Genomic DNA, 14843 nt, shown 5'->3' on the forward strand with positions numbered 1-14843 from the left:
ACTCACCGTCCGCCCGGCGCGGCCCTCAGCCGGCCGCGCCCAGGAAGGTCTCCCACCCGCCGGCGGGCGCCTGGCCGACGTTGAGCGTGCGCAGCTTGCGCAGGGTGGACTGGTCCTGCACCTCCAGCCACTCGACGAGCTGCTTGAAGGAGACCAGCCGCACCTCGGGCTTGCCGGCGATGGCCTTGAGCGTCTCCTCGACGGCGTCCATGTAGATGCCGCCGTTCCACTGCTCGAAGTGGTTGCCGATGAAGAACGGCGCCCGGTTGCTGTTGTAGGCGCGGTCGAAGCCGGCCAGGTAGGAGTCCCGGGCCTGGTTGCGCCAGTCGCCGTACTTGGACGGGTCGCCCTTGGTGCTGCCGCTGGACTGGTTGGCCAGGATGTTGTAGTCCATCGAGAGGACCTGGAAGGTGTGCCCCGGGAAGGGGATGGACTGCAGCGGGAAGTCCCAGACCTTGCCGTCCTGCACCTTCTGCGGCCATATCTGCAGCCCGCCCGCAGAGCTCGCGTCGTACTTCCAGCCCATCTTCGCGGCCGTCGGCAGCAGCGCCTTCTGCCCCTCCAGGCACGGGGTCCGGCCGCCGATGAGCTCCTTCTTGTAGTCGAAGGGCAGCGGGTCGACGTCGGTGAAGCCGGTGTTGGTCCGCCACTGGGTGACGAAGCCGATCGCCTGGTCGATCTCGCTCTGCCAGTCGTCGGGGGTCCACATGTTGACCCCGTTCTTGTCCGGACGGCTGGAGCAGAAGTGCCCGTTGAAGTGGGTGCCGATCTCGTGCCCGGCCATCCAGGCCTGGCTGACGAGCTTGAGAGTGCTCTTGACCGCGCCGTCCGACAGGTACGGGATGTCGGAGGCGCCGACCGAGTGCTTCGGCGGGTGGTACAGGCTGGACTTGCCCTTCGGCAGCGCGTAGATGCCGGAGAGGAAGAAGGTCATCGTGGCCTTGTACTGCTCGGCCAGCTTGAGGAAACGGGGGAACTGGCCGTCGTCGGTGCCGCCCGCGCCGTCCCAGGAGAAGACGACGAACTGCGGCGGACGCTCGCCGGGCTTGAGCTTCTCGGGCTGGGGCTGGTTCGGCTGCGGCCCGGTGTCCGCGTTGGAACCGTCACCGATCGGCGTGCCCTTGGGCACCACGGCCTGGGTCGGATCGGTGGTGCCGGTCGGGACGGGGGCGGCGCCGCCCGTGGACGTCGAGGGGGAGGCCGGTCCCGAGCCGGACCCGCTGCTGGAACAGGCCGCGACCGCTCCGAGGGCCGCGGTCGCTGCGGTGGCACTGAGCACGGTCCTGCGCGAGATGCTGGTCATGGTCTCCCCTGGTGCCGACGGCCGGTGGTGCGGGCGGCGCTGGGCCATACCGGTCAAATCGGGCAATTGATGAGTATTCCGCCGTTAGCATGTCATGCGGACCGGAGGGCGATCAAAGGCCGTCCGGGCCCGACGTGGTTCAACACGCCGGTGGCACCCGGCTGGGCTGCGGAAATCCGGGTTCTGTTGCGGTCCTGTGACGCTTCGCGGCCAACTGCTCGGTCGGGCAGTACCGTACCGCCGCGGGACCGGGGTCCGTCAGAGTGCGGCGAGTCGCCGATTGCGGCGAACTATTCGTGCTATCGCGGTGCTCACCACGGTCGCCGCCGTGCAGGAGACGGCCAGGCTGAGCCAAGCGGTGTCGAACCAGTGGCTGTTCAGCCAGCCCAGCGTCACGATATAGGCCGCCCACACCAGCGCTGCCAGCGCCGACCAGTGCAGGAAGCGGTGCGGATGGGCGGGCGAGTGCCCGATGGCCAGATCGAGGACAGTCCGCCCCGCCGGCACGAACCGGGCGATCACCACCATCGCGGCGGCGGCCCCGCGCGGCCGTTCGATCAGGGCCTGCTGCACCCGGAAGACGCTCGCCGCGAGCTTCGGGCGTCGTGCCAGCCGCCGCTGGAGCAGTGGGGTGCCGCGCCGGGCGAGGTGCAGCAGCAGGAGATCGCCCAGGAAGGAGGACACCGCCACGCCCAGGCCGAGCAGCACCGGGGCGCCGTCGATCTGCGCCGTCTTGAGCACGGCCAGGATCACGAGCGTGCCGCTCGGAATGAAGGGGAGGAGGGCGTCGCCGAGTACGGCGCAGAGCGCCAGGGCACAGATCCACGAGGATCCGATCGCCGCCACGAAGTTCAAGGCCCGTACTCCCTCCACGCCGCCCGGGGGAGCAGGTGGCTGCTGGGGTCAACGCTAGCGCCTCGACTTTTCATGCCATGAAGCACCCCGGGTATGCGCGGGATCACAGCCAGGGAACGAAGTCGCTGCGGTCGGCGGCGCCTGCGGCCGGGGTGATCCACGCCACATTCCATATGGAAGCCGCACATGGAACGAGCCCCCGGAGCGGGGTTACCACTCCGAGGGCTCGCATGGATCGTCCGGAACTGGTCCAGCCCGGCGATCTTGTCAACGGGAGTGAGGGGCTTCCCATCGATGCCCTCGCTCCTGATCACCAGCCTGCCGGACTCCGGCGGTCGACCGCGAGACCTGCGGCTGGCGACTTCCGTCTCTGGCGTGAAGTCGCCACCCGTGTCCGCCCGCTGGCTCTGCGTCAGCCGAACGTCCGGTCGGCGGAAGCTCCGGGGGTGTGCCGCGGGACACCCCGAAAGCGGGGAACAGCGGGAACGGGAAGCTGGTTGACCCCGGTCGGCAGCAACAGAGAGACCGGAAGGGCGAGCGGCATGACCACCGAGGACCAGCAGGAACACGGCACCCAACCGCACGCCCCCGCGATCCGGGGCACCGCCCGCGGCACCGCACCTGCCCCGCTCTCCATCCTCGACCTCGCCACCGTCGGCGCCGGCCACACCCCCGCCGAGGCACTCGCCGCCACCACCGCACTCGCCCAGAACGCCGAACGCTGGGGCTACCACCGCTTCTGGGTCGCCGAGCACCACGGCATGCCCGGTGTCGCCAGCTCCACCCCGGCCGTCCTCCTCGCCCACCTGGGCGCCCACACCACCACGCTGCGGCTCGGCTCCGGCGGGGTCATGCTCCCCAACCACGCCCCGCTGGCCATCGCCGAGCAGTTCGGTCTGCTGGAGGCCCTCCACCCCGGCCGGATCGACCTCGGCCTCGGCCGCGCCCCCGGCACCGACCAGGCCACCGCCCGGGCGCTGCGCCGCGGCCTCGCCGAAGGCGCCGACGACTTCCCGCAGCAACTCGCCGAACTGACCCACTTCCTCGACGGCGATTTCCCGGCCGGCCACCCGTACGCCCGGCTGACCGCCGTCCCCAACGGCGATGCCCGCCCGCCGATCTGGCTGCTCGGCTCCTCGGGCTTCAGCGCCCAGCTCGCCGGCCGCCTCGGCCTGCCCTTCGCCTTCGCGCATCACTTCAGCAGCGCGAACACCCTCCCGGCACTCGACCTCTACCGGGACTCCTTCCGCCCGTCCGCCGTCCTCACCGAGCCCTACGCCCTCATCGGCGTGAGCGCGGTCGCCGCCGACGACGAGGACTCCGCCCGCCGCCTGGCCCGCTCCGCAGCCCTCGGCATGCTCCGGCTGCGCCGTGGCACCCCCGGCCCGATCCCCACGCCGGAGGAGGCCGAGTCCTACCCGTACAGCCCGGTCGAGGCGGACTTCATCGACAACTGGCTGGCCAACGTGGTCCTCGGTGCCCCGGGCGACGTCGCCGATGGCCTGGAGGCCCTGCGCAAGCGGACCGGCGTCGACGAACTGATGATCACCTCCCACATCCACGGCCACGAAGCCCGCCTGCGCTCCTACGGCCGAATCGCCGAGGCCTACGGCCTGACGGCCACCGCCTAAGGCCTCGCCCCGAGGATGGCCCGGGGCGTGCACACGGAAGCGGTGCCGACGCCCGGCCGATCTCGAATGTCTCGACGGGCAGCTGCCGCGACGGGATGGCCTCGAAGCCCCCGGCGTGAGGCCGCTCCCGGATGCGCGCGAGAGTTGGCGGCCTGGTCTCCGGCCGGTGCAGTTGGGCGCGTGCCAACGCGGGATCGCGCCGGCTGCCGGAGGCCGGGCTCCGGCTCCGCGGTGGGCGTCGGAGCCAGGAAACCGGCCGTCGGCCTGGGAGCCGGGGGCCGCGCGGGCGTCGGCGGACAGGCGGCGTTCGGGTATGTGGCGGACATCCTGTCGGCGGATGAGCGCCGGGCGGCGAGGATGGGAATCCCTGCCTGTCGGCCTGTGCGCCGAGGGTGGTGGCGTCGTTCGGCTGGCAGGTTGGGTGGGGCGGCGGGTGCCGGATGCTCGGCGTGGTGGGCCTCGTCGGGGCTGGGCGTTCCCGGTCGGGCGGTAGTGGCCGCCGGGGTGGCTCGGACTTGGTGTGGTGGGCGTCGTCGTGGCCGGGGTCCAGGTGGCGGCCGGGCTCCGCTGGTCAGTGGGGGTCGGGGCGGGACTGGCGGAGTATGGCGGCTACGCGTTCGGCGTCGCCGGGGCGGGCGAAGTACCAGCCTTGGGCGGTGTCGCAGCCGGTGAGGCGGAGGCGTTCGGCTTGGGCGGCGCTCTCGATGCCCTCGGCGGTGACGGTCAGGCCCAGGGTGTGGGCCAGTTGGACCATCGCGCCGACGATCTGTTCGTCGGCGTCGCTGCGGCGGGTGTCGGGGGCCGGGTGGTCGGGGCGGCCGGCCGGGGCCGGGTCGCGGAAGCCCTCGATGAAGGTGCCGTCGAGCTTGAGGACGTGCACCGGTAGGCGGGAGAGGTAGGCGAGGTTGGAGTAGCCGGTGCCGAAGTCGTCGATGGCGATCCGTACGCCCATGTCGGCGAGCGCCTGCAAGGCCTGGAGCGGTCGGCCGCCGGGGCCGAGCAGGGCGCTCTCGGTGATCTCCAGCTGGAGCAGCCGGGCGGGCAGGCCGGTGCGGTCGAGGGCCCGGGCGACGTCGGCGACGATGTCGGAGTCCCAGATCTGCCGGGCGGCCAGGTTGACGCTGACGAAGGTCTCGGTGTCGGGGAACTCGGTGAGCCACTGCCGGGCCTGGCGGCAGGACTCCTCCAGCACCCACTTGCCGAGCGGCACGATCGCGCCGGACTCCTCGGCGAGCGGGATGAAGCGGTCGGGCGAGAGCGTCCCGTAGCGGGGGTGGCGCCAGCGGACGAGGGCTTCGGCGCCGTGCACCGCACCGTCGGCGAGGCCGACCAGCGGCTGGTACTCGATGGTGAACTCGCCGCGCTCCAGGGCCGGGCGCAGTGCGGTGGCGAGGAGCTGGCGGGTCAGCTGATGGGCGCCGCGGTCGGGGTCGTGGAGGGTCCAGCGGGCGCGGCCGTCCGCCTTGGACCAGTAGAGGGTGGCGTCGGCGTCCTTGACCAGGTCGGTCGGGGTGGTCTCGTGCACGGACCGTTCGACGACGCCGATGCTGGCGGTGATCACCAGGCGGTGCCCGGCGATGTCGAAGGGGCGTTCCAGCGTTTCGAGGATGCGGGCGGCCAGGTCGGTGAGCTGTTCGCTGCCCGCGCTGTCGGTGACGAGGAGTGCGAACTCGTCGCCGCCCATCCGGGCCACCATGTGGGCGCCCTGCCCGGTGAAGCCGCTGCGCAGTCGGGTGGCGACGGCGATGAGCAGCTGGTCGCCGATGTGGTGGCCGAGGGTCTCGTTGATCGCGGCGAAGCCGTCGAGGTCGAGGTAACAGACGCCGACGCGGCGCCCGCCCGCGGGGCGGGGGTCGCCGGTGAGGCAGGCGGCGTCGAGGCGTTCGAAGAAGGAGGTCCGGTTGGGGAGCCTGGTCAGCGGGTCGTGGAGGGCCTGGTATTCGAGGCGGTCTCCGAGGCGGCGCTGTTCGGTGATGTCCTCGACCAGGGCCAGGGTGTAGAGGGGGTGGCCGGTGCTGTCCCGGATGAGGGAGACGGTGACCTTGCTCCAGACCGTGCGGCCCGTGCGGTGCCGGAGCTGTTTCTCCACCCGGAACCGGTCGCGTCCGCCGTGAACGAGGGCGGGGAAGAGCCGGTGCGGCATGCCCTCCGGGTCGATGATCTCGTGCAGGTGGGTGCGGACCAGCTCGCCGACGCCGCGGCCGAGCAGGGCGGCGAAGGCCGGGTTGACCTCGATGATCCGGTCGTCCGGGCCGATCAGGGCCATGCCGATGACGGCGTCGCAGAAGGCGGCCCGGAAGCGGGACTCGCTGGCGCGCAGCGCGGCCAGCATCCGGGCGGTCCCGTCCGTCCCGTTCTTCCCGTCCGCCCCGTCCCTCGCGTCCGTCCCGTCGGGCCTGGCCGTGCCGTCGGTCCCGTCGTCCGTCCGGTGGGCGCCGTTGGTCAGGGGCGCGGAGCAGGTGGGGCAGAGGAGCACCTCGGGGACCGCGTCGTGGATCACCTCCGGGGTGCTGCCCCGGGCTTCGTTCCGGCTCGTCGGTCCGTCCTCCAGGACCACCCCCGGGTGGTGAGCGTCGGCCCCCTCGTTCTGGCCCGGCACGGCATGCTCCCGTCCGCTGCTGACGCCTGATGCTGGTCCGGCCGGTCACCCGGGACTGCGGCGGCCGGCTCCGCACTCTGTCGCGGTCCTCGGGGTCGGTCCGGCGCGGGGCGCCCGGCGGGGAACTGCCGCGTGGGGTGGAGACCGCGTGGACACCCGCGTGAAGAACAGGGCGCTGCGGCCGATCATAGGACGCGTCGGCAACGCGCGGTGACCGCCGGCAGGGTGATTCGCCCGCTTTGCGACCAACCGTGGCGGTACATGCAGACGCCCCCGGTACGCCTCACATGACGTGCGCCGGGGGCGTGTGCGCCGAACCAGCGCCCCTTGGCGCTGGTTGCGCGCCGGGAGCGGAAAAGGGGCGGGACCGCCGCCGACCGCGTGGCCGACGGCACCGGACCCGCCGGAGCGTCAGGCCAGCTTGGCGGTCAGGGTGATGGTGGTGCCGGTGAGGGCCTTGCTGACCGGGCAGTTCGCCTTGGCGTCCTCGGCGGCCTTCACGAAACCGGCCTCGTCCAGGCCCGGGACGTCGCCGACCACGGTCAGGTGGATGCCGGTGATGCCGGCGCTGGGCTGGAAGGTGACGTCGGCCTGGGTGTCCAGCTTGGTGGGCGGGGTGCCGGCGCCGGCCAGGCCGCTCGAGAGGGCCATCGAGAAGCACGCGGAGTGAGCGGCGCCGATCAGCTCCTCGGGGCTGGTCTTGCCGTTGGGCTCCTCGGCGCGGGCCGCCCAGGAGACGGGGTACTCGCCGATGCCGGACGAGGCGAAGGTCACCTGCCCCTTGCCCTGGAGCAGGTTGCCTTCCCAGGCGGTGCGGGCGGTGCGGGTCGTAGCCACGATCGGTACCTCCATTACTGAGGAACTGCTGATGCGTCACTTCCGGTCATGCACGCACCAGCCTACGGGCAGCCCGGCTCCGCTCCCGGGCACTTCGGGCACCCGGCGGTGCGGCGGTGCGCGTGCGTGCTGTCCGGATCGTGGACGGTCGGGGGCAATGGAGGGGACCGTGGCCGGGGGCCCTGTTAGATTGGCCCGGGCCCGAGCTCGGCCGCCGTACGGCCGGGTGTCCACCACCAGCCTTTTCCGGGAGCCGCCGCGATGACGGACCACCCCACGACCCCCGACGCCGGACTGCCCGAGGGGGTGGACGACGTCGTGCGGGCCGAGCTGACCAGCCTGCGCGAGAGCATCGACAACATCGACGCCGCGGTGGTCCACATGCTGGCCGAGCGGTTCAAGGCGACCCAGCGGGTCGGCCGGCTCAAGGCCGAGCACAAGCTGCCGCCGGCCGATCCGGCGCGGGAGCGGGACCAGATCAAGCGGCTGCGCGAGCTGGCCGCCGGCGCCAAGCTGGACCCGGTCTTCGCCGAGAAGTTCCTGAACTTCATCATCGCCGAGGTCATCCGCCACCACGAGGCGATCGCCCGCGCCTGACGGTCACCGAAAAGCCCCCCGGTGTCGCGGGGCTCGGCGTCGCGGGGGCGTCAAGGCCATCCGGGCCGTCGAGGGACGTTGGGGCGTCGAGGGTGTCGGGGGCATCGAGGGGCATCGAGGGGCATCGAGGGGCATCGGGGCCGTAGACGGTGTCGGGGGCGGCTAAAGCCCGGATTTCGTGCGGCTCCACGGTTGGCGTAGCGTGCAGGTTTCCCAGCCGGAGAGGTGGAGCAGCGACGATGGCGGTGAACCTGCCCGAAACGCCGAGCGAGGCCGCGGGCCGTGCCGAGAGTTCCGCCGCCCCCGGCGGTCGCGCCGAGGCCCGCCGCCGGGCCCGTGGCGGACGCGCCCGCAAGGCCCGGCGGGCGGGGCGCAGGCCGCGGCCGTGGTGGATCGAGATCCCGGCGATGATGGCGGTCGGTCTGACGGTCGCGCTGCTGATCAAGACCTGTCTGCTCCAGGTGTTCACCATCCCGTCCGGCTCGATGGAGAACACGCTGCGGATCGGCGACCGGGTCGGGGTGAACAAGCTGGCGCCGCTGACCGGCTGGAAGCCGGAGCCGGGGCAGCCGGTCGTGTTCAAGGACCCGGGCGACTGGCTGCCGCCGCAGCCGGTCGACGGCAACCCGTTCACCAACGCGCTCACCTCGGCGCTGAGCTTCGTCGGGCTGGTGCCGCCGAAGGACGACAACTACCTGGTCAAGCGGGTGATCGCGACCGGCGGTCAGACCGTCCAGTGCACCGGCACCACGCTGACCGTGGACGGGAAGAAGGTCGACGAGCCGTACCTCCACCCGGGGGACGACTCGTGCGCGGGTCTGGACTTCGGGCCGGTCACGGTGCCCGCCGGCCACATCTGGGTCGAGGGCGACCACCGCAGCGACTCGGCCGACTCACGCTTCCACCGCAGCGGCCCGGGTGGCGGCGCGGTGCCGGTGGGCAACGTGGTCGGGCCGGTGTCGGCCGTCGTGTGGCCGCTCAACCACTTCGACTGGTTCGGCTGGGTCGGCCGCTGACCCCGCTCTCGGCGGCGACCGGCTCCCGGGCCTCGGCCGCCACTCCGGCGGTCCCCGCCGGGCCCGTGGCGTCCGGAGCCCCGGCAACGTCCGGAGCCCCGGCAACGTCCGGTGCCCCTGCGGAGTCCGGAGCTCCTGTGGCGTCCGCCGGCTTGCTCGCCTGGGCGGCGAACGCCCCCGCGAGCACCAGCAGGCCGCCCGCGAGCTGCGGAAGGCCGAGGTGCTCGCCGAGCAGGATCCAGGCCAGCACGGTCGCGACGACGGCCTCCAGGTTGGCCACCACCCCGGCGACCGGCGGCGAGAGGTGCCCGACGGCGACCACGCCGGTCAGGTAGGCGAGGACGGTCGCCACCAGCACCATCCAGGCGGCCGGGATGAACGCGGGCAGCGAGTGCCCGTTCATCACGACGTTCCCGCCGAGCGGGCTCCAGTCGGCCTCCCAGGGCCTGGTCAGCACGGTGAGCACGATCGCGCCGATCAGCAGGCCGAACGCGCTGACGGCCAGCGGGTCGACGGGCCGCTCGCCCCGGCGGCCGGCGTCGGCCAGCACGAAGTAGCCGACCTGGCAGCAGGCGGCGCCGAGCGCGAACAGGACGCCGAGCGCGTCGAAGCTCAGGCCGTTCCAGACCTCCACCACGCAGGCGAGGCCGGTCACCGCGACCGCGGCGCCGATCGCCGCGCCCCGGCTGATCGGCTTGCGCTGGACGAACTTGACGTAGCCGATGAGCAGCGGCGGGCCGAGGTACTCGATGAGCAGGGCGACGCCGACCGGGATGCGGGAGATCGCGGCGAAGTAGCAGGCCTGGACACCGGCGACGGCCAGCAGGCCGAAGCCGATCAGCAGACCGGGGCGCCGGAGCACGGCGTCGCGGTGGCGGTAGGCGATCGGCAGGAGGGCCACGGCGGCGCCGGTGACCCGCAGCCAGACCACGTGGAGCGGGGAGAGACCGGCCTCGATCAGCGGTTTCGCGGCCGTGCCGGAGCCGCCGAAGGCGAACGCGGAGACCAGCGCGAGGCTGAGGCCGAGGGTTCGTCCGGAAGGACGGGCGGACGAGGCCGTTGTTTGGTGCACCGACGCATTGTGACAGTCATACCGCAGGTTCTGTAAGGCGCCATTTCGCCATTTGGTCCTGCAGGCAACTGTACGCAGTGGAGTATTCACAGACGGCGCGAGAGCCCCGGGGCCGGGCCACCGCCCGACCCCAGGCCCAAGGCTCCGGCCCAGAGGCGCCGGATCAGTTCCCCGACCCGGTCCCCGTGCCCGTGCCGCTGGTCCCGCCCGTGGGCTGGGTGGTGGGCTGCGTCGTCGGGCCGGTCGTCGGCTGGGGCGTCGGTTGCGTCGTCGGCGTGGGCTTGGGGGTCGGCTTCGGCGTGGGGTCGGTGGTCGGCTGCGTCGTGGGCGGTGCGGTCGGCACGGGGGTCCCGCCGGAGTCGGAGCCGTTCGAGCCGTTGGACCCGTTCGAACCGTTGGATCCGCCGTTCTGCGAACCGTTCGACCCGCCGGTCGGCCGGCTGGTCGCGCCGCCGTTCGGGTTGCCCGTCGGGTTGCCGGTCCCGCTGCCCGTCGACGGGGTGGCGGACGGCGTGGACGGGGAGGTCGGCAGGTCGCCCGCGCCGGAGTCGCCGTTGTCCGTCGGGTCCGGGAAGTCGCTCACGGGCTGGCCCTTGAGCGCGGCCTTCATGTAGCTGGTCCAGATCTGCGCCGGGTACTGGCCGCCCGCCGCGCCGTCGATGCCGCCGACGCCGCTCAGGCTGACCTGCGCCCCGGTGCCCGGGTCCTGGCCGAACAGTGCGACCGAGGTGACCAGCTCGGGGGTGTAGCCGACGAACCACACCGACTTCTGGTCGTCCGTGGTGCCGGTCTTGCCGGCCGCCGGACGGCCCAGCGCCTTTGCTCGGAAGCCGGTGCCGCCCGGGTCGCTCACGACGCCCTGGAGCATCGAGGTGACCTGGCTCGCGGTGTCCGCGCTGATGGCCTGGGTGGTCTTGTGCGCGGGCAGCTGGACGGCCTCGCCCTCGCGGTCCACCGACTGCACGAGCCACGGGGTGATCTGCTTGCCGCCGTTGTCGAGGGTGGCGTACACGCCGGCCATGTCGAGCACGCTCGGGGTGGCCGCGCCCAGCGGGATGGACGGCACCGGGTCGAGGCCGGGGGTGCTGCCGGGCAGGCCCAGCGCGACCGCGGTGTCCTTGACCTTCTGCAGCCCGGTGTCCTGGGCGAGCTGGGCGAAGACCGAGTTCACCGACTTGTCGATGGCCTGCTGGAGCGAGATCTGGCCGTAGCTGACGTCGCCCTCGTTCGGGGGCGCGTACGGGGTGCCCTTGCCGCCGCGGACCTTGCGGCCGCTGGTGCCGTCGTAGATCGTGCGCGGGGTGACGGTCCGGCCGTCCTGGGTCTTGGCGTTGTTCTCGAACGCGGCGGCGAGCGCGATCGCCTTGAAGGTCGAGCCGGCCTGGTAGTCGCGCCGGGTCGCGTTGTCGACGTAGTGCTTGACGTAGTCGACGCCGCCGTACAGGGCGACGACCGCGCCGGTCTTCGGGTCCACCGAGGCGGCGCCGGCCTGGGCCGCCGCGTCCTTCTTGCGCTTGTCCGGGTTCAGGGTGTCGTGCAGCTGCGCCTGGACGGCGTCCTGCAGGGCCTGCTGGCGGGTCGGGTCGATGCTCAGCTTGATCGTGTAGCCGCCCTTGGCCAGCTCGTTGTCGCTGATGATCCCGTTGGACGTGAGGTACTGGGTGGCCGCGTCGACCAGGTAGCCGGACTGGCCGGACAGGCCCGGGTTCGGCTGCGGGTCCTTGACCTCGGGGAAGGCGGTCTTGGACCGCTCGTCGGCGGACAGCCAGCCCTCCTTGACCATGCCGTCCATGACGTAGTTCCAGCGGTTGACGGCGTTCTGCTTGCCCACCGGGGTCGTGTTGGCCACGTCGTAGGCGCTCGGCGCGTTGAGCAGGGTGGCCAGGTAGGCGCCCTGGGCGGCGTTGAGCGCGGAGGCGTCGATGCCGAAGTAGGCCTGGGCGGCGGCCTGAATGCCGTAGGCGCCGCGGCCGTAGTAGGAGGTGTTCAGGTAGCCGGAGAGGATGTCGTCCTTGCTCTCGGTGGCGTCCACCTTGATGGCGATGAAGAGTTCCTTCACCTTGCGGGTGAGGGACTGCTTCTGGTTCAGGTACGTGTTCTTCACGTACTGCTGGGTGATCGTGGAGCCGCCCTGGGTGCCCTCGCCCTTGGCGGTGTTGAGGGCGGCGCGGGCCAGGCCCTGCACGTTGACCGCGCCCTCGTGGTAGAAGTTGCGGTCCTCGGCGGCCAGTGCGGCGTGCTGGGCGGCGGGGGAGACCTTGTCCAGGCCGACGTTCTGGCGGTTGCGCTCACCGGTGCGGGTGATCACCGAGCCGTCCGCGTACAGCCAGGTGTTGCTCTGCGCGGTGGCCGCCGCGTGCGCGTCCGGGACCTTCACGAGGGCGATCCCGAGCGCGAACAGGCCGACGCCGAGGAGGATCGAGACGGCCAGGCCGAGCAGCGTCATCCGCCAGGTCGGTATCAGCCGGCGCCAGCCGGTGCGCTTGGGACGGCCGGGGCGGCCGGGACGGACCTTCTTGAGCCGCTTCACCGGCCGGATTGACGGCACGCGGCGGCCGCCCTGGGGATCTATGGACAAGGCGCGGCCTTTCCTGCGGGCGGACCGGGCCGGCCTGCACAGACGGGGACAACGGTGGTTGGGGACCTTTGTCCCGATTCCGGTTTACCGCCCAGGACGAACGGGATGGGTCGATCGGCTCCTCCAGAGCGGCAATCGAGACCGACATCACATCCAAAACGCACGCAAATCGGACGTCGTGGGCAAAAAAGTTGGGGAGCCCCTCGCTGCTGCGAGAGGCTCCCCACTGTCTGTGCGCCGCCAGGGACTCGAACCCCGGACCCGCTGATTAAGAGTCAGCTGCTCTAACCAACTGAGCTAGCGGCGCCTGCTGACCTGGAAAACAATACACGGTCCGGAGGGGTGCCTCGAACCACGCCGGAGTGCAGGCCGGAGCATGGGTGCCCGTTTCCTCCCGGTTGGGGTTGAGTTGGGGCGCGGTTAGGGTGAAAACGTGCCCAGCCCCACCGGAGGTCCGCACGCCCGCGGAGCCGTCGCCGTCCTGCTGCTGATCAGCGCCGTGGCGTACACCGCCTGGGTGCTGGAGGTCGTCCTGAGCACCGGACTCGACCCGGTCCAGGCCTACATCAGCGAACTCGCGGCGGCGGACCAGCCGCTCGGCGGGCTCTTCCGGGCCACCGACCTGGCCGCCGGCCTGGCCGTCCTCGCCGCGGCCGGCACCGCCCTCGTCGGCGGCGGCACTGCGCGCATCGGCACTGGCCTCATCGGCAATGGCACCGCCGGCCCGCGGCCGCACCACCGCTGGGCACTGGCGGGCTGGTCGGCCCTCGCCCTGTTCGGCGCCGCCACCGCCGCCGACTCGCGGCTGCCGCTCAGCTGCACCCCCACGAGCGACGAGGAGTGCGCCGCCCGCGAGACTGCCGGGCTGGTGCCCGCCACCCACACGGCGCACGCCGTGACCAGCAGCCTCGCCATGGTCGGCGCGCTCGCCGGGCTGGTCGCGCTCACCGTCGCCGCGCGCCGCTACGGATGGTGGCCGCCGGTGCGCCGGTGCGGGCCCTGGCTGCTCGGCGCCGAACTGCTCGCGACCGCGTGGAGCCTCGCCGCGATCGGCGCCTTCCAGGCCGGGCGCGGCACCTGGGCGCTCGGGGCAGGCCAGCGGCTCCAGGTGCTGCTGGTCGCGCTCTGGCTGGGTGTCCTCGCGTGGAGCCTGTTCCGGGAGGAGGGTGACGGCGAGCGGGCGCCCGACCGGTCCACCGCCCGCCGAACCCGGGCGGGCCAAGCGGGCCGGGCAGACGAGGCAGACCAGGCAGACGAGGCAGACCAGGCGAGCCAGGCCGACCGGCCGGGCCGAGCACGCCGGGAGCCGGCATGACGACACCCGGTGCCGCGACCGTCCGGGCCGCGTTCCTGCGCATCGACGGCGTCCCGCTGCACGTCCGCACCGAGGGCGCGGGCCCGGTCTGCGTGCTCACCGGCGGCCTCGGCAGCAGCTGGTTCGACTGGGACCTGGTCGTCCCGTTCCTCGCCCCCTACCGCACCGTCGTCCGCTTCGACCGGCCCGGCTACGGGCTGAGCGCCCCCGAGCCCGCCACCGGCCGGCCCGCCCCGACCGCGGCGGGCGAGGCCGGGCGCATTCGGGCCGTGCTGGACGCCCTCGGGCTGCGCGAGCCGTGCACCCTCGCCGGGCACTCGCTGGCCGGCTTCCACGTCGAGGCCTTCGCCCGGCTGCACCCCGAGCGGGCGGCCGGGCTCGTCCTCGTCGACGGCAGCGTCGAACCGGCGCCCCGGCCGCTGCCCGCCCCCGGCCTGCGCGACCTCGCCGTGCGCAGCGCCGCGGGCGCCGCCACCGCGCTCGCCGTGCCGTACCTGCTCGGCCCGGCGGTCCGGCGGCTGACCGCCCGGCTCTCCACCGTCCGCCGCGAGGACCTGGCCCCGCCGGACCTCGTCCGGCACTGCTACCGGACCAGCCGGGCGCTGCGCGCGCTGCTGCGGGAGAACGCCCGCTACCTCGACGTCGCCGCCGAGCTCGACGGGCTGCGCCGCACCCGGGCCCTGCCCGAGGGGCTGCCGGTGACGGTGCTGGCCGCCGACGACGGCCTGCGCTCCCGGCGGACGGAGGCCTGGCTGGCCGAGCAGCGGGAGCTCGCCGCGCTGCTCGGCGCGGACTTCCGCATCACGGCCCCGGCCGGGCACCTGGTGATGTTCGACCGTCCGGACGCGGTGGCCTCGGCGATCCTCGACACGGGCTGACCCGGGCACGCCCCGAACAGCCGTGGTGGGCAGCGGGAAACGCCGGAAGGCCCTCCGCTTCCGCGAAGGGCCTTCCGGCTGTCTGTGCGCCGCCAGGGACTCGAACCCCGGACCCGCTGATTAAGAGTCAGCTGCTCTAACCAACTGAGCTAGCGGCGCCTG

The 14843-nt window shown here is 72.8% G+C and carries 11 protein-coding genes and 2 tRNA genes; 5 read left to right on the forward strand and 8 right to left on the reverse strand.

The window, feature by feature from the left end:
- Positions 1–25: 25 nt before the first annotated feature.
- Together AB0O00_RS04585 and AB0O00_RS04590 are read right to left on the reverse strand one after the other, a co-directional pair.
- Positions 26–1303, reverse strand: a complete 1278-nt coding sequence (locus AB0O00_RS04585) for a hypothetical protein (RefSeq protein ID WP_363648623.1) — start codon at positions 1301–1303, stop codon at positions 26–28.
- A 258-nt stretch (positions 1304–1561) separates the two neighbouring features.
- Positions 1562–2149, reverse strand: a complete 588-nt coding sequence (locus tag AB0O00_RS04590; protein ID WP_363648633.1) for a VTT domain-containing protein — start codon at positions 2147–2149, stop codon at positions 1562–1564.
- Positions 2150–2700: 551 nt separating this feature from the next.
- Between AB0O00_RS04590 and AB0O00_RS04595 the strand changes: the two genes are divergently transcribed.
- A complete protein-coding gene (locus AB0O00_RS04595; protein ID WP_363648624.1) occupies positions 2701–3789 on the forward strand; it encodes an LLM class flavin-dependent oxidoreductase in 1089 nt (362 codons plus the stop codon).
- A gap of 571 nt (positions 3790–4360) precedes the next feature.
- Here the strand turns inward: AB0O00_RS04595 and AB0O00_RS04600 are convergent.
- Positions 4361–6388: an EAL domain-containing protein gene (locus AB0O00_RS04600; protein WP_363648625.1), complete on the reverse strand. Its 2028-nt coding sequence runs from the start codon at positions 6386–6388 to the stop codon at positions 4361–4363.
- A 411-nt stretch (positions 6389–6799) separates the two neighbouring features.
- Complete coding sequence (locus AB0O00_RS04605; protein WP_363648626.1) at positions 6800–7225, reverse strand: OsmC family protein; 426 nt, start codon at positions 7223–7225, stop codon at positions 6800–6802.
- Between the two features lie 261 nt (positions 7226–7486).
- On the opposite strand from AB0O00_RS04605, the gene AB0O00_RS04610 reads away from it, so the two are divergent.
- Together AB0O00_RS04610 and lepB are read left to right on the forward strand one after the other, a co-directional pair.
- The gene (locus tag AB0O00_RS04610; RefSeq protein ID WP_363648627.1) at positions 7487–7822 is read left to right on the forward strand and encodes a chorismate mutase; all 336 of its coding nucleotides are present in this window, start codon (positions 7487–7489) and stop codon (positions 7820–7822) included.
- Positions 7823–8061: 239 nt separating this feature from the next.
- Complete coding sequence (gene lepB / locus AB0O00_RS04615) at positions 8062–8838, forward strand: signal peptidase I (protein ID WP_363648628.1); 777 nt, start codon at positions 8062–8064, stop codon at positions 8836–8838.
- Here the strand turns inward: lepB and AB0O00_RS04620 are convergent.
- The 3 genes from AB0O00_RS04620 to AB0O00_RS04630 form a co-directional block, all read right to left on the reverse strand.
- Entirely contained in the window at positions 8801–9910 is a 1110-nt protein-coding gene (locus AB0O00_RS04620) for an EamA family transporter (RefSeq protein ID WP_363648629.1), read from the reverse strand. The genes lepB and AB0O00_RS04620 overlap by 38 nt on opposite strands.
- A gap of 163 nt (positions 9911–10073) precedes the next feature.
- The gene (locus tag AB0O00_RS04625) at positions 10074–12488 is read right to left on the reverse strand and encodes a transglycosylase domain-containing protein (protein ID WP_363648630.1); all 2415 of its coding nucleotides are present in this window, start codon (positions 12486–12488) and stop codon (positions 10074–10076) included.
- 233 nt (positions 12489–12721) lie between these two features.
- Positions 12722–12795 (reverse strand) — tRNA-Lys (locus AB0O00_RS04630).
- A gap of 174 nt (positions 12796–12969) precedes the next feature.
- Between AB0O00_RS04630 and AB0O00_RS04635 the strand changes: the two genes are divergently transcribed.
- The gene (locus AB0O00_RS04635; RefSeq protein ID WP_363648634.1) at positions 12970–13803 is read left to right on the forward strand and encodes a DUF998 domain-containing protein; all 834 of its coding nucleotides are present in this window, start codon (positions 12970–12972) and stop codon (positions 13801–13803) included.
- Positions 13800–14681: an alpha/beta hydrolase gene (locus AB0O00_RS04640; protein ID WP_363648631.1), complete on the forward strand. Its 882-nt coding sequence runs from the start codon at positions 13800–13802 to the stop codon at positions 14679–14681. Before AB0O00_RS04635 ends, AB0O00_RS04640 begins: the two co-directional genes overlap by 4 nt.
- 85 nt (positions 14682–14766) lie before the next feature.
- On the opposite strand, the gene AB0O00_RS04645 is transcribed toward AB0O00_RS04640, so the two are convergent.
- A tRNA-Lys gene (locus AB0O00_RS04645) sits at positions 14767–14840 on the reverse strand.
- Between the last annotated feature and the right edge of the window lie 3 nt (positions 14841–14843).

The organism is Kitasatospora sp. NPDC093558, assembly GCF_040683475.1.
Classification (GTDB): Bacteria; Actinomycetota; Actinomycetes; order Streptomycetales; family Streptomycetaceae; genus Kitasatospora.